At 44.7% G+C, this 19234-nt stretch carries 21 protein-coding genes; 6 read left to right on the top strand and 15 right to left on the bottom strand.

Features of this window, described 5'->3' with window-relative positions:
- Positions 1–299: 299 nt before the first annotated feature.
- Positions 300–641 carry a hypothetical protein gene (locus tag QT979_RS12280; RefSeq protein ID WP_333310186.1) on the top strand — a complete coding sequence of 114 codons (342 nt, stop codon included), beginning with the start codon at positions 300–302 and terminating at the stop codon, positions 639–641.
- Positions 642–793: 152 nt separating this feature from the next.
- Here the strand turns inward: QT979_RS12280 and QT979_RS12275 are convergent, their stop codons facing one another.
- On the bottom strand, positions 794–1489 hold the full coding sequence (locus QT979_RS12275; RefSeq protein WP_333310184.1) for a hypothetical protein: 696 nt from the start codon (positions 1487–1489) through the stop codon (positions 794–796).
- Between the two features lie 261 nt (positions 1490–1750).
- On the opposite strand from QT979_RS12275, the gene QT979_RS29035 reads away from it, so the two are divergent.
- Positions 1751–2044, top strand: coding sequence for a type II toxin-antitoxin system HicB family antitoxin (locus QT979_RS29035; RefSeq protein WP_445301874.1), 294 nt, complete (start codon positions 1751–1753; stop codon positions 2042–2044).
- On the opposite strand, the gene QT979_RS12265 is transcribed toward QT979_RS29035, so the two are convergent.
- Positions 2041–2520, bottom strand: coding sequence for a helix-turn-helix domain-containing protein (locus QT979_RS12265; protein WP_333310182.1), 480 nt, complete (start codon positions 2518–2520; stop codon positions 2041–2043). The two genes, QT979_RS29035 and QT979_RS12265, sit on opposite strands and share 4 nt — an antisense overlap.
- A gap of 62 nt (positions 2521–2582) precedes the next feature.
- On the opposite strand from QT979_RS12265, the gene QT979_RS12260 reads away from it, so the two are divergent.
- Positions 2583–2945, top strand: a complete 363-nt coding sequence (locus QT979_RS12260) for a tetratricopeptide repeat protein (protein ID WP_333211406.1) — start codon at positions 2583–2585, stop codon at positions 2943–2945.
- A gap of 98 nt (positions 2946–3043) precedes the next feature.
- On the opposite strand, the gene QT979_RS12255 is transcribed toward QT979_RS12260, so the two are convergent.
- The 3 genes from QT979_RS12255 to QT979_RS12245 all read right to left on the bottom strand — a co-directional run bounded on the left by QT979_RS12255 (position 3044) and on the right by QT979_RS12245 (position 6247).
- Complete coding sequence (locus QT979_RS12255; RefSeq protein WP_333280323.1) at positions 3044–4456, bottom strand: NAD(P)(+) transhydrogenase (Re/Si-specific) subunit beta; 1413 nt, start codon at positions 4454–4456, stop codon at positions 3044–3046.
- Entirely contained in the window at positions 4453–4746 is a 294-nt protein-coding gene (locus tag QT979_RS12250) for an NAD(P) transhydrogenase subunit alpha (RefSeq protein ID WP_106150865.1), read from the bottom strand. The genes QT979_RS12255 and QT979_RS12250 overlap by 4 nt, the downstream gene beginning before the upstream one ends.
- Positions 4747–5098: 352 nt before the next feature.
- Complete coding sequence (locus tag QT979_RS12245; RefSeq protein ID WP_333310180.1) at positions 5099–6247, bottom strand: Re/Si-specific NAD(P)(+) transhydrogenase subunit alpha; 1149 nt, start codon at positions 6245–6247, stop codon at positions 5099–5101.
- A 562-nt stretch (positions 6248–6809) separates the two neighbouring features.
- Here QT979_RS12245 and QT979_RS12240 point away from each other — a divergent pair.
- Both QT979_RS12240 and QT979_RS12235 read left to right on the top strand, forming a co-directional pair.
- Positions 6810–7322 (top strand): DUF2808 domain-containing protein, encoded by a 513-nt coding sequence (locus QT979_RS12240; RefSeq protein WP_333211412.1) that lies wholly within the window; start codon positions 6810–6812, stop codon positions 7320–7322.
- 289 nt (positions 7323–7611) lie between these two features.
- Positions 7612–8883, top strand: coding sequence for an MFS transporter (locus QT979_RS12235; protein WP_333211413.1), 1272 nt, complete (start codon positions 7612–7614; stop codon positions 8881–8883).
- 207 nt (positions 8884–9090) lie between these two features.
- Here QT979_RS12235 and QT979_RS12230 read toward each other — a convergent pair whose 3' ends face one another.
- The 10 genes from QT979_RS12230 to QT979_RS12185 form a co-directional block, all read right to left on the bottom strand.
- A complete protein-coding gene (locus QT979_RS12230; protein WP_333310243.1) occupies positions 9091–9858 on the bottom strand; it encodes an ATP-binding cassette domain-containing protein in 768 nt (255 codons plus the stop codon).
- 212 nt (positions 9859–10070) lie between these two features.
- A complete protein-coding gene (glyQ, locus tag QT979_RS12225) occupies positions 10071–10949 on the bottom strand; it encodes a glycine--tRNA ligase subunit alpha (RefSeq protein ID WP_333310177.1) in 879 nt (292 codons plus the stop codon).
- A 127-nt stretch (positions 10950–11076) separates the two neighbouring features.
- Positions 11077–11364 carry an NfeD family protein gene (locus QT979_RS12220; RefSeq protein ID WP_333211416.1) on the bottom strand — a complete coding sequence of 96 codons (288 nt, stop codon included), beginning with the start codon at positions 11362–11364 and terminating at the stop codon, positions 11077–11079.
- Positions 11365–11482: 118 nt separating this feature from the next.
- Positions 11483–11770: an NfeD family protein gene (locus tag QT979_RS12215; protein ID WP_333101688.1), complete on the bottom strand. Its 288-nt coding sequence runs from the start codon at positions 11768–11770 to the stop codon at positions 11483–11485.
- A 775-nt stretch (positions 11771–12545) separates the two neighbouring features.
- A complete protein-coding gene (locus QT979_RS12210) occupies positions 12546–14051 on the bottom strand; it encodes an amidase (protein WP_333226790.1) in 1506 nt (501 codons plus the stop codon).
- A 66-nt stretch (positions 14052–14117) separates the two neighbouring features.
- The gene (locus QT979_RS12205) at positions 14118–14591 is read right to left on the bottom strand and encodes a GNAT family N-acetyltransferase (RefSeq protein WP_333214791.1); all 474 of its coding nucleotides are present in this window, start codon (positions 14589–14591) and stop codon (positions 14118–14120) included.
- Between the two features lie 57 nt (positions 14592–14648).
- Positions 14649–15290 (bottom strand): type I restriction endonuclease, encoded by a 642-nt coding sequence (locus QT979_RS12200; RefSeq protein ID WP_333310174.1) that lies wholly within the window; start codon positions 15288–15290, stop codon positions 14649–14651.
- Between the two features lie 43 nt (positions 15291–15333).
- Positions 15334–16383 carry a DUF1611 domain-containing protein gene (locus QT979_RS12195; RefSeq protein ID WP_333310173.1) on the bottom strand — a complete coding sequence of 350 codons (1050 nt, stop codon included), beginning with the start codon at positions 16381–16383 and terminating at the stop codon, positions 15334–15336.
- 88 nt (positions 16384–16471) lie between these two features.
- Positions 16472–17254, bottom strand: coding sequence for a Uma2 family endonuclease (locus QT979_RS12190; RefSeq protein ID WP_445304779.1), 783 nt, complete (start codon positions 17252–17254; stop codon positions 16472–16474).
- 31 nt (positions 17255–17285) lie between these two features.
- Complete coding sequence (locus tag QT979_RS12185; RefSeq protein ID WP_333310171.1) at positions 17286–18356, bottom strand: dipeptide epimerase; 1071 nt, start codon at positions 18354–18356, stop codon at positions 17286–17288.
- Between the two features lie 121 nt (positions 18357–18477).
- Here QT979_RS12185 and QT979_RS12180 point away from each other — a divergent pair, with 121 nt between their 5' ends.
- A complete protein-coding gene (locus QT979_RS12180) occupies positions 18478–19191 on the top strand; it encodes a hypothetical protein (RefSeq protein ID WP_333310169.1) in 714 nt (237 codons plus the stop codon).
- Positions 19192–19234 lie beyond the last annotated feature (43 nt).

The following is a 19234-nucleotide window of genomic DNA, read 5'->3' as shown; positions in this document are numbered from 1 at the left end:
GGATAATGGCTGCGCTCGCTACCTTTTTGCAGGTTATTTTGAATCGACTTGAGGTAAGCATCAAAAGATATAGATGGCATTGAATCAGTTTCCTGGTTTAGTTTGGAAATGTTTCCTGAATTCGTTTAATGCTATTATAGTAGATAGAATAGTCCTGGAGATACGGGGCCAGAAACCGGGTTTTTTAGGAAAATACTTCGTGGCTACCGACAGATTAGATAAAAACCCGGTTTCTTTGTCGGAGTAAGTAAGCCCTATATGGATTTATTCTCTTTTTCGCTGACCGAAAGGTAAAAATCATGAAATGTCGCTGTTATTTCTTAATTTTTATCCTTATTGGATTATCCTTAACAAGCTGCGGGCCACCGCCGTCATTTCGAGAAATCGATCGCACATTGAAAGATAGTAATGCGATCGCAGAACTTAGTTTAAAGCTGCAAACAGACGATGTAACTAAGAATAACATCCCCGCGAGTCCGAAGAGTGGGAAGTTCGATAGAACTACCCACTCACCGGAAGAAAGTGTGATCGTGTTAGGAATTTTCGGGTTTTGTTTGATGTGTTATTTATTAGTTTGGAAGTTTCGCGGGAGGGAAGAAGCTAACAAGATGCTGAGAAGAATCAGAAGAAGAGTGAAGTGAGGATATAGCAATCCTAAATCATTTGTGTAATTCTTGTAGGGGCAAACCCCCCGTGGTTGCCCCATGAGGCCGGGGTAGGCACGGGGAGTAGGGGTAGCACTACCCCTACATCTTTTTACTCATTTAGGATCGCTATAGATACTTGCTAAACCTCATTTTTTCTTAGTGCGGTTGCGTTTTCTCGATTCAGCCGCCGTATTTTTTGCTTTTTTTTGTTTTTCTTTACTTGCTTTAGATCCATTCACAGCACTATCACTTATCGTTTGGCTGGAAAATCCCGATGTATCGGAGTTTTTAGCTGCCATTATAGGAGCAATGCTAGCATTATATATCTCCTGAAATTGTGTTAGACCTTCCCCCGTACTCATATCAAACCCTGCTTGCTGACCTAGCGTTACAAAGGATTTGGCAAATCCAAAATTAGAGGAATCTTCCATAATTTCCTGAAATTCCGACTCGATATCCCGCAGGTATTTGATAATTGAAGTGGCATTTCGCAGTTTAAATTCTCGCTTCAAAAATTGCCAGAACGCCAATAATTCCGGGATAGCATTTTCACCTTCTTCCGGCGAAAGCAAACTCACTTTCCTGGGAAACAACTCTTCGACTACAGTTTCCGCATCTTCCACTTTCATGCTAGGCAGCGTAAAACCTTCATAGCCGAAACCGTAATAAATGAACTGCGAGATCCAAAATCCAACGTCTGGATAAGTTTTACAGTATTCTTCTCCTTCGGGAGAATTGACAAATAGCTCGATTAGCGTTTCCTGATAATCTTCCAGGAGTGGTTCTGCTTCGTCATAATCTAGGCCATTTAGTTGGCGGATATTAAAAGGTTGATCTGACATAGTTGAAAATTTTTTAATTTAATTGACGTTAGCTCTAATGTTAGTACAATTTTTGCAGCTCTATTAATTCTTTAGGATTTCATTATATTTAAAAAATCTCCGATCGCAGGTATATTTGACTAGCACCGATCGCCCGTGACTATTTAAACCAAGCTAGCATTGTATAGGGCGATCGCCCGTCTCCACCGAACAGCGAAAGATGTGAGATAATCTCAAGTAAAACTATAATTGTTTGAGCTTGGCAGTCCGCCACTTCAAATTATGAAGTCAACACAACAGTTGACAGCAATTATTGAACGAGAAGGCGACGGATATGTATCCCTTTGCCCGGAACTCGATATTGCCAGCCAAGGTGACAATATAGAAGAAGCGCGACGAAATCTGATCGAAGCGTTGGAACTATTTTTTGAGACAGCAGATCCTTCTGAATTCAAAAACTTGCTGCATAGCGATCGCACGTCTGCACACAAGAACGATCGCCCTTCACTACAACCTACGAAATATTCTGATAATAACGTTGAATCTTATCTGCAAAAATCGGAATCAACCTGCTAGCTGTATACTCTGGCTTCATGCAATTCCTCTTCTTGGCTAAACTGAGCTAATTCCTTGAGAATTTCACGGCGCTTAACAGTACGCTGCTGTTTATAGGCGATCGCACTTGCCAAACTTATCCGCCGCTGGTTTCCTACTTTTCCATAGGCAATTTCCCCATCATCGAGCAATTTGACTACAAATTGTGGCGACACATTGAGCAAAGTCGCAGCTTCTTCAACAGTCATATCTTGCTCAATTGGCACTAAAGACACTGCTTTACCAGCGGCCATTAAATGTGCAGCTTGACACAACAATTGATAGAGGGATTCAGGAAGTGCGATCGCTTCCCCGCCAACTTCCACCAATTTTACTTTGGATGTCTCAGCATCACCATTTTCTGTCTTGAGACATAGCATTTTATCCAACAATTTGATAGCTATTGTTTCTTCCTCAGTCGGTAAAACTGGATCTAGGAGTATTTTTTGCCTGTTCATAGTAATGTTTCCTGAATTCGTTTAATGCTATTATAGTATATTGAATTTATTAATGACCGTTAATGCCTGACTTAGAAAAAGGTCTAGCCGCTTTTAATAACCAAGATTATACCCAAGCCTTTACCTTGTTAAAACCACTAGCAGAACAAGGAAATGCTGAATCCCAGTGCATAATTGCCAGTATGTACCATTTAGGATTAGGTCGAGAAAGGATGATATTAGAAGCAATTAAATGGTACATCAAATCCGCTGAGCAAGGCTATGGTGTTGCCTCAAACAACTTAGCAGGAATTTATCTATGCGGTGCTGATGGTGTAACAGCCGATCGCACAGAAGCAGAAAAATGGTTTCAAAAAGCCAGAGAACAAGGATTTTCACATACACCTATTTCCAGTGAATATGTGAACAAAGCTAGCATTGCATAAAACAACACCAAAACAAACTCCAAACAAAAACCCGGTTTCTCCAAGAAACCGGGTTTAATCATCCGCGTTAATCCGCGTTCATCTGCGGTTGCAAAATCCTACAACTGCTTCACCTCAGAAACCAATTTGGCAACCACATCCTTAGCGCTACCAAACAACATCATCGTCTTATCCTTGTAGAACAACTCATTGTCTACACCGGAAAAACCAGCACTCATCCCGCGCTTAATCACGATCGTATGCTTAGCCTTATCAACCTCCAAAATCGGCATCCCGTAAATCGGGCTCGCCGTATCGTGACGCGCCGCCGGATTCACCACATCATTCGCCCCGATTACCAACGCCACATCCGTTTCTTCAAACTGCGGATTGATGTCGTCCATATCGTATAACTGCGGATAAGGCACGTTTGCTTCTGCTAAGAGCACATTCATGTGCCCCGGCATCCGCCCAGCCACCGGGTGAATGGCGTATTTCACGTCAACACCCATTTTTTCCAAACCGTCGGCTAACTCGCGCACAGCGTGCTGTGCTTGCGCTACAGCCATCCCGTAACCGGGAATAATTACAACCGATCGCGCATAACCCAACATCATCGCACTTTCTTCGAGATTGATGCTGCGAACAGTTTTGTCGATCGCATCACCAGCAGCCCCAGCAGCACCCGCAGCACTACCGCCACCGCTACCAAACGCGCTAAACAGCACACTACCAAGCGATCGATTCATCGCCTTGCACATGATTTGCGTCAAAATAATCCCCGACGCGCCCACCAATGCACCAGCGATAATCAGCATATTGTTCATCAAAATGAACCCAGCCACACTCGCCGCAATCCCCGAATAAGAATTAAGCAGCGAAACCACCACCGGCATATCGCCGCCCCCAATCGGTAGCACAAACATGATTCCCAGAATATTGGAAATCGCCACCAACGCCAGGAATACCGGCACATCCTCCGGCTTCGTCAGCATATAACCGCTGCCGGCTAAAAGTGCGATCGCCAGCATGGCATTAAACGGCTGTTGCAGCGGAAACGTCATGGGCGCACCCGGTAGCAATTCTTGCAGTTTCGCAAACGCCACAAGGCTACCAGTGAAAGTAATTCCGCCAATCAGCACACCCAAAAGGATAGTGATTGTCGCGTCTGGAGTTGGCGATTCCGGGATGCTGAGATAGCGCCAGAATTCGCCCACAGCAACGAGTGCAGAAGCCGCGCCCCCGAAACCGTTAAGCAAACCCACCATCTGCGGCATATCCGTCATCGCCACGGTATTCGCCATAATTGTTCCCAAAATGGAACCGACGATAATTCCGACAGCAATCAATTCGTAGCTGACTACTTGCTTTTCCAGCAACGTACCGACGATCGCAATTAACATCCCGATCGCAGCTAACACATTCCCTTGACGCGCAGTTGCAGGGGAACCCAACTGTTTCAAACCGATAATAAACAAAGATGCGGCAACTAAATAACCTAGTTGAATGCCACTGGGCAGAAAATCGCTCACGCTTTAACCTCTTTTTTCTTGAACATTTGCAGCATTCGATCGGTTACTAAGAAACCGGCGACAACGTTAATTGTGGCCAGGGCGATCGCGATCGTCCCCAAAATCGAAGTAACAGTCACATTGCCTTGGCCAGAAATCAGAATTGCACCTAAAACGGCAATTCCCGAAATCGCATTGGAACCCGACATCAAAGGTGTGTGCAGCGTCGGCGGGACTTTATTAATTACTTCAAATCCCACAAACGATGCTAGAGTAAACACCACTAAACCTGCAATCAATCCTTCTGCCATGACAATTGGTAATTGGTAATTGGTTATTAGTCATTAGTCATTAGTCATTAGTCATTAGTTGTTAGTTGTTAGTCAATAGTCATTAGTCCTTAGTCATCAACTGTAAAAGCTTTACCGTTTCCAAACCAGGTCAAACGTCTTCACAGACTGCTGTTTACTGCCGAGATCAGATCCCCCCTCGCCCCCCTTAAGAAGGGGGGGACAAGAAGCATTCAAAGTCCCCCTTCTTAAGGGGGATTTAGGGGGATCTGGCCTTGACTACCAACGAGATTTATCAACGGTTTTAGATTTAAGCTGACACTAATGAAACCACCCATTTTCCTACTAATGACTAATGACTGTTGACTATTAACTAACTAACGGCTGAAGCCTCAGCCGCCAAAGCATCCCGCACTCGCTGATTACTAATCTCACCGTCGCGGGCAACGCAAGCACCAGCAATGATATCGTCTTCAAAATTCAAATTGAGTTCCTTATCCTTCAGCATCAACTGAAGTAAAGAGGAGATATTCTTCGAGTAAGTTTCGCTAGCGTGGACAGGCATAGACGAGGGCACATTAATCGGGCCGATGACATTAACGCCGTTCCATTCAACATCTTTCCCCGCTTCCGTGCATTCGCAATTGCCGCCTTGTTCGCCCGCGAGGTCAACAATTACCGATCCGGGCTTCATTTGAGAAACCATTTCTCTAGTAACTAAAATAGGTGCTTTTCTGCCGGGAACTTGAGCGGTTGTAATAACTGCATCGGAAGCGCTGACGTGTTGGGTGAGCACTTGGCGGGTGTATTCTTTGGCTGCTTCTGATAGTTCTTTTGCATAGCCTCCGGCGGCGACGGTTTCTTCCTTGAGTTCGACATCAAGGAATTTAGCGCCCAAACTTTGTACTTGTTCTTTTGTTTCCGGGCGGATGTCGAAAGCTTCGACTACCGCACCCAAACGACGCGCCGTGGCGATCGCCTGCAAGCCCGCAACGCCCACACCCATTACCAATACTTTCGCGGGGCGAATTGTACCCGCCGCCGTTGTCAGCATCGGAAAATACTTTGGCAAAGCTGCGGCTGCGATCAGTACCGCTTTGTAACCGGCAACGTTGCCCTGAGATGACAGCGCATCCATGCTTTGAGCGCGGCTGGTGCGCGGGATCATTTCCATGCTGAATGCAGTTACTTTGCGATCGGCTAAACGCTGCACTAAAGCTGGATCTCCCAGAGGATTCAAAAATCCGATGAAAACGCCTCCTTCCCGGAGTTGATGAACTTCTGATTCTTGCAGTGCCCCGATTTTCACGACGACATCGGCTTCGCCCCACACCCTAGCGGTATCGGCGACAACCTGAGCTCCCGCTTCTTCGTAAGCAAGATCCGAGAAAAAGGATTGTGCGCCGGCACCGGCCTCAACCCAAACTTCTACGCCCTGTTTGACTAATCGGGCTACAGCGTCGGGGACTAATGCCACCCGGCGTTCGCCTGCTGCTATTTCTTTTGCGATCGCTAATTTCATGAACTCTCCTTATTTAAGCCTTCCCAGGGCGGTTGAAACCGCGCCTACACAGACAAAACCTGCCTCCGCAGGTTTCTTGAAGTGCGATTTTTAATCGCCCGATGCCTTGCTTTACATTGAAGCAGCCGTTGCCCTAAACTTCTCTCGTTGATACTAAAGCCGATCGCCCAAATTCGACCCGTATCTTTAACTTATCTTATACATTCAAATTCGCTAAATGGTTAAGTTTGCCACCGATTATGATATAATTTTATGTCGCCTAATTCTGTAGTTTGAATGTCTGTTATCAGTATTACGCAAAAATTACGCAAAAAAAAGTGACCGAAAGCATCCAGGATACAAGCCCCCGGATTCATCCGTCCAGAAATAAAAAACCTGTATCCGAATTTATCCGTGGGGTCAATCTAAAATCTAAAATCTAAAATCTAAAATCGATTGACCTCAGCCGGCGGTCCCTCGCCCTCATCAAATTGCTGAGAGATTCGATATATTGTAGGCACGATCGCAAATTTCGGGCGAGCAATATTTAAGGTTCACCAAGAGTTAAATTAGAGGAGTTGTTATGCGACGATTATTTTCAGCACTAGCGGTTACAGGTTGCTTGGTGGCTGGATTACCCGCCATCAGTTTAGCTCAGTCCATGCCAGGATTGACGATTTTCGGAGGCCCCGATCGCGCCAACCAATTAAGCTATCGCTTGGATTACGGTACAGCCGGGATGAGTGGCGATAGATATCGGCTGCGAATTCCTTCCAAGAAAGTAAGTTTGGCGATCGCCCAACTGAACATATCCTATCCAGACTACTACAAAGGCGAATTTGACCAAAAAGACATTAAAGTGCGCGTCAAAAACAAAACAATAGAATTGCAAGAAGTAATCTGGGACAAAGAAAATCGATTCATAGAAATTTATCCCAAAGAACCAATTGCCGCCGGCAACAATGTTGAGGTTGTACTCTCCAACGTCAGAAACCCATCTCCTGGCGGAATGTACCATTTCAACGTCCGCATCCGCACCCCTGGGGACGTTCCCTTGCTGCGTTACCTCGGTACTTGGCTGTTGAGCATTAATTGAGGGAAGAGTTCGGGGAAGGAATTTCTCGTTAGTCAAGCGATCGCGACAGAAAAATTTAAATGTGGCGATCGTTTTCCTTCGAGCAAAAACTTAACCATACTCAAATCTGGGTTTTCGGGAGTAGTAAAATAGAACCTTCGGCTCATATCGCAATTCTCAATGATTGGTAATAATGAGTCTAGGGGCAGTCTCCCGATGGTTGCCCTTCGCTAATTAGGGGTAGACCCAGGGGCGCTACCCTAAAAAATGTTTACCAATCAAATAGGATTGCTTTAGCCGTACTTGCAGCATGAATCTACTAGCAAAAATCAAAACAATAAAACTTCCTCCAGCGCTGCGATCAAGAAATTATCGCCTGTTTTTTGCAGGACAAGGCATCTCCCTAATTGGGAATTGGATGACGCAAGTCGCTACTATTTGGCTTGTCTACAATTTGAGCGATTCACCTTGGATGCTCGGCGTGGTGGGATTTACAAGTCAAATACCTACATTAATTTTACTGCCTTTTGCAGGAGTTTTTATCGATCGCTGGAACCGCCACCGAGTCCTAATTGCCACTCAAATATTAGCGATGGTTCAATCCTTAGCGCTAGCATTTTTAGCACTAACAGGAGTCGTTAACATTTGGCAGATCCTGGTACTGAGTTTCTTTCAAGGCGCAATTAACGCCTTTGACGCGCCGGCACGGCAAGCTTTTGTACCGGAACTTGTAGAAAAGAAAGAAGATTTAGCAAATGCGATCGCCATTAATGCTTCGATGTTCAACGCAGCCAGACTAATCGGCCCAGCAATGGCAGGTTTGCTGATAGCTACAGTCGGTGCAAGTTATTGCTTTCTTATTGACGGACTCAGCTACATTGCTGTAATTGCAGGCTTATTAGCGATGCAAATCAAACCCCGTAAAATTGCAGCAACTAATACCAAACCCTTACAAAGATTAAAAGAAGGATTCGTTTATGCCTTCGGGTTTCCCCCGATTCGAGCAATTTTACTGCTATTAGCATTAGTCAGTTTAGCCGGAATGTCCCACACTGTTTTAGTCCCAATTTTTGCCACCAAACTCCTGCACGGCGACGCACAAACCCTCGGCTTTTTGATGGCATCTTCGGGAGTCGGCGCCTTCGCGGGGGCGATTTATTTGATTTCGCGCAAAAGTATAATTGGCCTCGGCAAATGGATTGCGATTTCACCGGCAATTATGGGATTCGGATTAATAGGTTTTGGTTTGTCCCGCGTCTTGTGGCTGTCATTAATCATGATGTTGTTCGTTGGGTTTGGTTTCATTATCCAATTTGCAGGAGGAAACACATTTTTGCAAACAATTGTGGAAGACGACAAACGCGGAAGAGTGATGAGCATATACACGATGGCATTTTTTGGAGTGACACCGTTTGGGAATTTAGTTGCCGGCGGATTGGCAAATTATATCGGCGCTCCCTATACAGTCATCATTGGAGGTATAATTTGTATTTTAGGCTCCATAGTTTTTACCAAACAGTTGCCAGCTTTAAAAAACCTAATCCGACCACTTTATCAAAAAATGGGTTTAATTCCGCACTAGCGATTTAGCGTCAAATCACAAATGCCAACATTAAACAAGATTCCCAAAGCTAATATCTGACTGTCTCTCTCTCTAGGAATCCTCAACAACTGGTAAACTTCTCTCTTTCCCTCTTATCTTCTCTTTCTCTGCGCCCTCTGCGCCCTCTGCGGTTAAAACATCCAAATTAATTACGCAACCCGTCGCAGAAAGTGTTTTTGAGCTTGTTTACCATTCTTGTTGGGCTTCTGCTTCTGCTTGGATTAAATTTTGCCGCAGTTGCACCCAATTTATTTGATGAGAGGGCAAATCTTCAATGAGCTTTCCGCGCTGTAAATGCAGAATTCGCGTGCTAAATTGCTCAGCTAATTCTAATTGATGGTTTACCATTACAATGGTGGTTTGGCCGTTTGTTAGCTGTGTCAATACTTGCAAAAGGTGGGCGGCTTTTCCAGCGTCTAGGGCGGATGTTGGCTCGTCTAAAAGCAAGATTTTTGGTTGCAGGATGATGCCGCGGGCGATCGCCACAAGCTGTTTTTGGCCTGTGGAAAGCTGCAATTCGGTGCGATCGAGCCATTCTTGGGGTATGTGCAGTTGTTCGATCGCCCCGCTAATTCTCTCAGCAATGTTTGATGAAGTTACGCCCCGCAGCTTCAAAGGATAAGCCAATGCTTCTCGCACCGACATTCCCAAAAGCTTGGATTCTTGCAGGATGAGGGTGATTTGTTTGCGGAGTTCGATCGCAGGTATTTGGCGATATTCTGTATTTTCCAGATAAATGGAGCCGCTGCTAGGACTGCTGAGCCGATTTAGCAGTCGCAACAGCGTTGTTTTCCCCGCACCTGAAGGGCCAACAATTGCCACGCGATCGCCCTTATGTACCTGAAACGATATATTGTCCAACAAATAACTTGAGGCGATCGGTGTTTTCAAACTTACACCGTCAATTCGCAGTTGAGGAGTTATTTCTGTATTATTTTCCGAATAATTAGGCATTGAATTCATTAAAAATCCCAAAAAATTGCACATATTTCGATCCCCCTAAATCCCCCTTAAGAAGGGGGACTTTGATCGGAATCTTGTCCCCCCCTTATTAAGGGGGGTTAGGGGGGATCGGAATTCTCTGAAACGACCTATAAAATTGGTATGAGTCGAGGACGATCGCAACTAAATTCATCCGTGTATCCGTGTCGTGACCCTTTTCCTTCTCACACTTTTACAGATTTTTCTAAAGGAAAACCCAGCTTTTCGCGCTGTTCCAAATAAAGCTGAGCAACTCGCCGCGCCAAGTTGCGAATTTTGGTGATATACCGAGTTCTTTCCGTTACCGAAATCACGCCTCTAGCATCGAGTAAATTGAAAGTGTGAGAACATTTTAACACATAATCAAGGCTGGGTAAAACCAATCCTTTTTTGGTCAATTGTTCAGCTTCTTGCTCGTACAATCCAAATAAAGTAAAGAGCAATTCGGGATTGGAAGCTTCAAAGTTATAAGTACACTGTTCTATTTCTCCTTGCAGGTGAACGTCGCCGTAAGTGATGCCATCTTTCCACTGAATTTTCGTCATCGCATCGACTTCTTGGAGATACATTGCGAGGCGTTCTAGTCCGTAGGTAATTTCAATAGAGACGGGGCGACAATCAATGCTACCGCACTGTTGAAAGTAGGTAAATTGGGTGATTTCCATGCCATCGAGCCAGACTTCCCAGCCGACGCCCCAAGCTCCGAGGGTGGGCGATTCCCAGTTGTCTTCTACGAAACGAATGTCGTGATCTTCTGGGCGAATTCCTAATGCTCTGAGGGAGTCTAAATAGATGTCTTGGATGTTGGGAGGAGAGGGTTTAATTAAAACTTGATATTGATAGTAATGTTGGAAGCGGTTGGGATTTTCGCCGTAGCGTCCGTCGGTGGGGCGGCGACAGGGTTCGATGTAGGCGACTGACCAAGGTTCGGGGCCAATTGCTCTGAGAAAGGTGTGGGGATTCATGGTTCCTGCACCTTTTTCTGTGTCGTAGGATTGCGCGATCAGGCATCCTCGATCGCTCCAGAATTTGTTTAAGGTGGCAATTACTGATTGAAAGTTCACTGGTTTCAATATGGTTAGCGAGTGTCTAAGCTTATTTAAGCATATAAAAGGCAGGGTTTATTTGCATAAACCCTGCCGAAATCAGATATGGTTGTGAAAAGTTAGGCAGTTTGGAGCGAGTTGTGATTTAGTCTGCAGGAGCCAGGGAAACTAACAGAGTGATGTTGTCAACGCCGATGACAAAAACCGTGTCTCCAGGTGTGAGGGTGATTTGGCGATCGCACCGTGCGGGCCACCAGCTACCTTGAAAGCGGACGCGACCTGTTTGATTCGGGTAAATCGATTCATCGACGACTGCTTCTTCGTTGAAATAGTTAAAATTGGTATTGATGTAGTTATCCATTATGATATTCTTTTCTGTGCTGTAGATGTGAGTAGAAAAAATAGAACCGAAAGCTTTTACTACGTTGAACATTTTCCTGACTCCTTTTGTGTTAATATATATCGAAGTTTAATCGCCTATTTATGCTATTTAAGAGGTTGCATTTCCCGGATTGAGATTTATTTGTTGCCCTTGTATTTCAATCTCTGATTTAGTCTGCAGGAGCGAGGGAAACTAACAAAGTGATGTTGTCAACGCCGATGACATAAACCGTGTCTCCAGGTGTGAGTGTGATTTGGCGATCGCACCGTGCGGGCCACCAGCTACCTTGGAAGCGGACGCGACCTGTTTGATTCGGGTAAATCGATTCATCAACGACTGCTTCTTCGTTGAAGTAGTTAAAATTGGTGTTGACGTAATTTTTGATAAGCATATTGTTAGCTGTGCTGTATCCTTGGGTAGAGAAAATAGAGCCGAAGGCTTTTACTACGTTGAACATGATATTTACTCCTGTGGTGTTAAAATATAGGGATGTGTAATTGTCTGTTTATGCTATTTGAGAGGCTGCATTTCCTCTGTTAAGATTGATTACCTTGATATTTCATTGTTCTTGCCTTCCGTGGTTTTATCAGGATAAAAACCCAAGAATTTTTGAAATGTTGAGGGGATTTCAGAAGCGGTTGCGGGGAGTATAAATCCAGTAATTCCGAGGTATTGAATTACGGATTTCGTTGTTGAGCCGTTGGTGGGATTTACCTTAAGGGTAGATGTGGTTAGCTACATTAGAGATTGACTGATTCCGCATTACTACTGCTGTGAAAATGTTTTATTTTTGGGTTGTATGTTTTGATTGGGGTGTGACTCACTTGCTTTACACTTACTAATTTGCCAGGAGTCGAATGTCTTTGGTGCGATCGCCAGTCCACTTTCCGAGTCTGGTACTGGCACATGACACTGAGAAACCCGCCAGCAACGATTTTGCAACGGTTTTTGCCTAGCTATCAGGCTGGTAGCTGTGCCAATTTAGCTAACTGGACTACCGCAAACGGTGAATCATGAACTTACGCAGTCTCGATCTCCCAATCCGGAATATCCATAAATATCTAGTCCGTAACTTACGCACCAAACCTCTAAAAACCCGGTTTCTGACACTCTGTGCGCCATTAGCGGCCCGTAAGTGGATCTATGATACAAGCTAAGTAAACTTGGCAACTCACCCGCCCTCTCCATGCGATATTGATTTGTACCTACCTCTTTCTACATTCCGTTCCGGTTCAGCGATTTGTTAACTTGATGATGGGTAGGCGATGGCTCCAAGGTTTAGCATACTCCAATTGACCAGCTAACCGAAAAAGTGTAGCTTCCATCCCAAATTTTCCCACAAACTGCATCCCAACAGGTAAACCTGCTTCATTCCAATACAAAGGCACAGACATTGCAGGCTGCCCTGTTACATTGAATGGTGCTGTATAGGGAGTGAAGTTAAAGACTTGTCTGGCGAGAGGCTCAATCACTTTCATGACTTTCAGTAACCAGCTTGCATTTGTTCTCGCAACCAAATTCATCAAAAATTCTTTCCCTGATGACGGTTGAAGTGAACCAATAGGAATTGGAGGTTGAGAAAGGGTGGGAGTCAGCAAAACATCATATTGTTCAAAAAATGGGCCTATCTTCCGTGCCTCTACCTGTAATTGACGAGCTGCTTTAGCATAGTCAGCCGCACTCAAAGCCTCACCTAACAGGCCTAAACAATAAGTCCCTAATTCAAAATCTTCAGCAGTCACTTTTCGTTGTGTTGATTTAGCCGCCCACTCAATATCTGCACGAGTTTCCCCAACAACAATTCTCATAAAATTTAAGGCAAAAGCTTCTCCATCAAATTTAGGCCGATCTTCTACAACTTCATGCCCAAGTTCTTGAAGTAATTTAATGGTTGCTTTCAATCCCTCTATGCAATCTTCATGAACCGCATCACCCAAAAATGGATGAGTGGTAAAAGCAATGCGAAGTTTTCCTGGTGCAGTCGTAACTTCGTCCAAATAGGGTCTTACCTGTGGCGGAGATAAATAGGTGGCTCCCACATCAGAACCACTGATTGCATCCAGCATAGCTGCACTATCGCGAACAGAACGACTTAGCACCGTTTCAGTTGAAAATCCACGCCACAATTCACCTGCAATCGGACCAGTGGGAATACGCCCCCGACTGGGTTTTAGTCCAAAAATGCCACAACAAGATGCTGGAATTCGGGCAGAACCGCCGCCATCCCCCGCCCCAGCTATGGGAACCATTCCTGCTGCAATCGCGGCCGCAGAACCTCCACTAGACCCTCCTGGTGTACGCTCCAAGTCCCAAGGATTGCGAGTCACTCCCCAAGTCTGAGGTTCGGTGTAGGGTGTAATACCAAATTCTGGAGTATTTGTCTTACCTAAAATGACAACTCCTGCTGCTTTGAAACGTCTCACCAATTCACTATCATGGCTGGCTGATATATTTCTAAGTAAACGATTGCCACTACTGGTAGGAACACCCGCATACATCGATCTCAAATCTTTTAATAGAAAAGGGACGCCTTTGAATGAACCCTCTGGCAAGTCATGATTGACTAACATCCTTGCTTGTTCATACATTTTGCAAATGACAGCATTAATTACTGGATTGTACGCTTCAATCCGGGCAATCGCTGCATCCAATAACTCGGCTGGAGTAACTTGCTTTGCTTGTACTAACTCAGCCAAGCCTAAACCATCATATTGTTGATAATCGGGAAAGCCAGACATATTGCACTCCTCAGTTATTGAGTAATTGTTCTAAATTACAGCGGGAAGCGCTGTATACCCTAGACTTCACTCTATACAATTTGCTTGATACTGCATAATTGTTACAGGAATTCTGAATAAAGTTTTAGCTAATTGAGACAAACTGAACTTGAATTTAAGCGACTCCGGCAATTCTTGTACGGAAACTTCTCCGAAGCCAAAGCGAGTATAAAATAATGCAAGTCGCTTTCCCAAACATTCTAAATATAGCGGTTCTGTAGCTTGTTGAATTAAATATTTTGTGAGGTAGCTTCCCAAACCTCGATCGCGCCAATCTTTCGCCACCACCAAACTGCCCAATTCTTGCGCGCCCGCAAAGTTCCGCAACTGTCCGCAAGCTGCCAATTTTCCCTCGCATTCGATGACCCAGAATTGCTCCCAGCGCAACTGAGTTGGATCGAGTTTGGCGCTCCAAACTAACCTTCTAATTGATTTGATATCTTGAGCACAGGCCTGGCGGATAACGCATTGTGGCGGCAACTCCAAAGAATTTTCATTCATTGTGATTTTTGTTGGCTGTCTCGTTTAGTTTGAGTTCTCAACAGGCTTATTATCTATTTAAGTAGAAGATGTGTTACTCGAAATTATACCAGCTAGCCGCTTCAAAATGCGAAAGACTTCGTAAAGTTCGTTTCCTGGACTCCCAATATCGAAAAGTTTAGACACGGCATACTCCGGTATGTCTCCTTTGGTCACTTTGATAAATCGAAAGCTGCTACCATTTGTCAGAAGCCCAAATGTTAGTGGTTCTGGACTGGGGTCATTCAGCATATAAAATAGTAACTGAGGAAGTCCAGCTTCAACGGAATATTGTGCTCGCTTCGCTTCGATCGCAACAACCCAAAAAGATTCAATTAAAAGCCGAACATCAATACTTCCTCTGACAAGTATACCTTCATCCACGGTGACAAGTTCCACCGATTTTTCTGCTTCTATATGAAATGGATTCAGGTATAAATCTGCTAAAAAGAGCAAGGGAGCAAGTACCACCATTTTTACGGTATCTTCTATCATGGAGTGGTCGGCACTGTTAGTATAGCCAGCCTTTACTTTGTCTAGATATCGCTTTTCTTCATCAGTAATTTCTGGTAAATCGTCAATCCACTCCCGGAAGAATTGCTCGTCTTCACAAAGTTGGAAGTTAAATTTTGTTTTGACATCGTGCAGGGTCAGTGTTTTTGCTTGAATGCTTTGTGTCATAGTTTTATCTAGTTATTTATTAGTTGCTATGTATTCTAGCTTATCAACTGTCGATCGCCTCCCACAAAACCTCCGCGCCAAACCTTACGGGATCGGTACAAGGCAACCCCGTTTCTGCTTGAACTTCAGCTATTGCTAACAGCGCATCTGCCTCATTTAAGTGATGAGTGTTGAGGGCGATCGCGCTCACTTTTCCCCCTGCAAAAGCACCTGCAGCAGCAGCTACCATTTCGTACAATTCAATTACTTTTGATAACCTGGGAATCGATACGTGCGGGTGATTGCGAATGCGAGTTTGTCCGGCTCTGTGGGCTAAAATTAAGTGAGTTGGCTGCGAGCCCCGCAACAGCGGCAGAGTCGCCGTCGAACCCGGATGCAATAGCGAACCTTGCCCTTCTACGTGCAGGATATCGCATTCAGAACCCAATTTGAGCACCATTTGTTCGACAGCACCAGCGGCAAAATCAACTCGCACTGCATCCAAAGGAAGGCCTTCATTTCCAATCATTAAACCCGTTTGTCCCGTTGCCAAAAATTTGGAACGCAAACCCCGCTGCAAGCAAGTGCGATTGAGTTCTAAACTGGTTGACATTTTGCCAACACTCATATCTGTGCCGACGGTTAACACGCGGCGACAGCTTAATTTAGCAGCGGCGGCAGAGGCGATCGCACCCACAGATTTCGGTTCCTGACGCACGTCCCAAATCCATTGATTTTCGGTTAACGGAACTGTTATCAAAGATGCAAGTTTCGCGTGCAAACCGTTGACAACTGACAAACCTGCTGCTACCGCTTGATTAATTTCTGGCAGCCATTCCGCAGGCAAAACACCGCCGGAAGGAGCGATACCAATTAGCAGAATATTCGGAGCAAATTGCAGTGCTTCTGCAACGGAAGCAACTATCGGTACTTGTTGAGGAATGCCAGTTAATTCAGGTAAAGATTGTCCGGCACATTGGCGGTCTATTACTGCTACAATTTGTGCTTCGCTGTAGCGCAACAATGCTAAACCTGTTTTCCCGGAAGAACCGAGAATTCCCTCGTGGAACAAGATAGCAACTTTGCCATTTTTGATCGGATAGTTTTTAGTCATTGATTTACTTGTGATACGGGCGATTTTAGATTTTAACTTCAATCTAAAATCTAAAATCTAAAATCTAAAATCTAAAATCGATTGGGTGTTAGCTGTGATTTGGGTTCAGGATAAGATCATTCGGATCTTCTCCCAATTCTCGCAATCTGGCCTCTAGTCGCGAGGCTCGCTGGCGTTCCTGTTCCGCTTGTTGTTGAGCGGCTTCGGCTTGTTGTTGAGCGGCTTCCTCCGGCAACAAAACTAAATTGCCAGATTCATCGAAAAAACGCACCCAAGTCGCTGTTTCTCGATCGACAATTCCTTCCCAAGTGCCCAACCAAAAACCTAACGTTTCGCACCACAGCCAACCCCGCTCGTCGGGCACTAACGGCTGATAGCGCAGGGTGGCATCTAAACGCCATCCTTGCAAAGAATTCGGCTCGAAAGGATCGAAAACAAAGTAATCAGGAGTTCTAAAAACCTGCTCGTAAATATCCTTTTTTTTGCCTGTATCCTGATTTGCCGTTGACGGCGACAGCAGTTCCACAATCACATCCGGGTAACGTCCGTTTTCTTCCCAAACTACCCAGCCTTGTCGGGAAGTATTGCTGTCTACACCCAAAACTGCGAAAAAATCTGGGCCTCGAAAATCCTGATTCCGAATCTGTTTAGCGCTGTAATAAATAAACATATTGCCACCGACAAAAAAATCGTTCCGGTTAGCTAAACCTTGTTCTAAGGAACGGATTAAAACGGTCATCGCTATACGGTGGCGGTTGCTTTCCATTTCTGCACCATCATCAAAAATTAAATCAGTCGGCGGCTTGTGTTCTTCAAAGAAAAGCTTGGCTTCTCTATTAATTTCCTCTCCTATTGATTCCACTGGCATCATAGTATCTCCAGATGTGTTTTGAGCGATACTTCTATTCTACAATCTCAATTCGTCGCACTCCCAATCCCGATCGCCCGTTTGGCAGCAAACACCCATTTTCGACGATCGCACCGGTGAAAGGATCGTCTAATAAATTTAAGTGACTGTCCAAATCCAAATAGTCAGCTAGCGGTGAAAGTTGTGCTGCTGCTGTATTTGCGATCGCGCTATCTGAATAACAGCCGAACATTACTTGCAAATTGCAGGCTTTTGCTGTGTGGATCATCCGCATTGCTTCAGTTAATCCCCCTGACTTCATCATTTTGATATTGATGCCGTGGACGCAGTGCGCTAACTTGGGTATATCGGAAGTATTAAAGCAACTTTCATCAGCAAAAATTGGCAGGGGCGATTTACGGTACAGTTCTGATAATTCATCCATATCCGCGACTGGTGAAAGGGGCTGTTCGACATAATTTATCTGGTATTTTTCTAGCCAGTGACACATTTCAATCGCACTGCTCAAACTCCAACCGCCGTTAGCATCTACACTGATTTTAACGTTAGCGGGTGCTTCATCTAGCACTGCTATTAACATAGCTTTATCGGCTTCGATTCCTGCGGGATTTCCTAATTTCACTTTAACGGCGCGGTATTTGATACCTGCTGGATCTGTGCCCAACCAATCGCGCACTCTTTCTCTTGCACTCCTCGGCGAATTAATGCCGATTGTGACCGAGGTGGGGACGATGCGCGATCGATCTAATCCCCACATTTTCCACAACGGCAAGCCTGCTTTTTTGCCCAGCCAGTCGTGCATTGCCATGTCGATGCCGGCCCGGGCGGCTGAGGGTAAGTTGACCTCTGTTAATACTTGTTCGATTTTTTGGCGATCGAACGGAGTAAACTTTTCTAGCAGCGGTGCAACTTCCTGCAATGCAGCTAGCAGCATTTCGGTAGTTTGGGGCCGAGAACCTGTGGAAAAGGGCGATGCTTCTCCCCAACCTTCGATTCCTTCGTGTGCTAATTTTACCCATAAATTCGTACTTTGGGCTGTTGTACCGCGGCTGATGGTAAGGGCAAACCGCTTGCGGACAGTGAAAGTTTCAATTTGAAGGTGCATTGTCAGTGATTGGTAATTTTTTCTAAATAAAAATCCGAGGTGGCGGATTGTGCAGCTCTTGCGATTTGTAACTTTTTACTTTATAGTTTGATTTTGCTTGTTCTAGTTTATCAAAAACTTGATGAAATTCCTTATTTCTGTTTCGCCGAAGAGAGTTGCCTTCTCTCTCAGCATTTGGGTTCTCTTCTTTGCTGTTGCTGGTTGCATCGTACAAGTTCTGCGCTACGGTTTTAACTATAAAGAACGCTGGATTAGTTTGTTTAACTTAGACCAAGAAATAAATTATCCTTCGTGGTACTCGTCATTTACTTTGCTGTTTTGCGCGATTTTGCTAGGTATTATTGCTAGTGCTAAGAAGAAGCAGGGCGATCGGTATTTTGGACACTGGAAAGCGCTGGCGTTGATGTTTGTATTTTTTTCTTTAGATGAAATATTGAGTCTGCACGAAATATTAATTATTAACGACTTGCGAAAGGCACTGAATTTAGGGGGAATTTTTTACTTCATTTGGGTAATTCCTGGGGCGATTTTTGTTGGGATTACTGCGCTGGCTTATCTCAAGTTTCTCCGGCACCTACCCCGGAAAATAAGGGACTTTTTCTTACTAGCAGGCAGTATATATGTGGGTGGAGCACTTGGCATGGAAATGGTTACTGGCTATTATGCAGATGCGGTAACTCAACGAAACTTGATATACGGTTTGATGGTTTGTGTTGAGGAAATTTTGGAAATGGTAGGGGTGATCGTATTTATCTACGCCCTGCTGTCTTACATCGGTTCCCATCTTGAAACTATTGATTTGCAGTTGAAGATATTGGATAATCCAGAGAGGTAAAACTGACGAGCGACCAAGATTATTAACGAAATTGAATCGCAGA

It is taken from the genome of Microcoleus sp. w2-18bC1 (assembly GCF_036700365.1).
In the GTDB taxonomy this organism is placed as follows: domain Bacteria; phylum Cyanobacteriota; class Cyanobacteriia; order Cyanobacteriales; family Microcoleaceae; genus Microcoleus.
Note: the sequence above shows the minus strand (reverse complement) of the source record. Positions and strands in the feature narration are given on the sequence as shown.

Bases quoted from the DNA above. Each gene is read 5' to 3' on its own strand.
- QT979_RS12280 (WP_333310186.1), top strand. From the start codon at position 300: ATGAAATGTCGCTGTTATTTCTTAATTTTTATCCTTATTGGATTATCC.
- QT979_RS12275 (WP_333310184.1), bottom strand. From the start codon at position 1,489: ATGTCAGATCAACCTTTTAATATCCGCCAACTAAATGGCCTAGATTAT.
- QT979_RS29035 (WP_445301874.1), top strand. From the start codon at position 1,751: ATGAAGTCAACACAACAGTTGACAGCAATTATTGAACGAGAAGGCGAC.
- QT979_RS12265 (WP_333310182.1), bottom strand. From the start codon at position 2,520: ATGAACAGGCAAAAAATACTCCTAGATCCAGTTTTACCGACTGAGGAA.
- QT979_RS12260 (WP_333211406.1), top strand. From the start codon at position 2,583: ATGCCTGACTTAGAAAAAGGTCTAGCCGCTTTTAATAACCAAGATTAT.
- QT979_RS12250 (WP_106150865.1), bottom strand. From the start codon at position 4,746: ATGGCAGAAGGATTGATTGCAGGTTTAGTGGTGTTTACTCTAGCATCG.
- QT979_RS12245 (WP_333310180.1), bottom strand. From the start codon at position 6,247: ATGAAATTAGCGATCGCAAAAGAAATAGCAGCAGGCGAACGCCGGGTG.
- QT979_RS12240 (WP_333211412.1), top strand. From the start codon at position 6,810: ATGCGACGATTATTTTCAGCACTAGCGGTTACAGGTTGCTTGGTGGCT.
- QT979_RS12235 (WP_333211413.1), top strand. From the start codon at position 7,612: ATGAATCTACTAGCAAAAATCAAAACAATAAAACTTCCTCCAGCGCTG.
- QT979_RS12230 (WP_333310243.1), bottom strand. From the start codon at position 9,858: ATGCCTAATTATTCGGAAAATAATACAGAAATAACTCCTCAACTGCGA.
- QT979_RS12220 (WP_333211416.1), bottom strand. From the start codon at position 11,364: ATGTTCAACGTAGTAAAAGCTTTCGGTTCTATTTTTTCTACTCACATC.
- QT979_RS12215 (WP_333101688.1), bottom strand. From the start codon at position 11,770: ATGTTCAACGTAGTAAAAGCCTTCGGCTCTATTTTCTCTACCCAAGGA.
- QT979_RS12210 (WP_333226790.1), bottom strand. From the start codon at position 14,051: ATGTCTGGCTTTCCCGATTATCAACAATATGATGGTTTAGGCTTGGCT.
- QT979_RS12205 (WP_333214791.1), bottom strand. From the start codon at position 14,591: ATGAATGAAAATTCTTTGGAGTTGCCGCCACAATGCGTTATCCGCCAG.
- QT979_RS12200 (WP_333310174.1), bottom strand. From the start codon at position 15,290: ATGACACAAAGCATTCAAGCAAAAACACTGACCCTGCACGATGTCAAA.
- QT979_RS12195 (WP_333310173.1), bottom strand. From the start codon at position 16,383: ATGACTAAAAACTATCCGATCAAAAATGGCAAAGTTGCTATCTTGTTC.
- QT979_RS12190 (WP_445304779.1), bottom strand. From the start codon at position 17,254: ATGATGCCAGTGGAATCAATAGGAGAGGAAATTAATAGAGAAGCCAAG.
- QT979_RS12185 (WP_333310171.1), bottom strand. From the start codon at position 18,356: ATGCACCTTCAAATTGAAACTTTCACTGTCCGCAAGCGGTTTGCCCTT.
- QT979_RS12180 (WP_333310169.1), top strand. From the start codon at position 18,478: ATGAAATTCCTTATTTCTGTTTCGCCGAAGAGAGTTGCCTTCTCTCTC.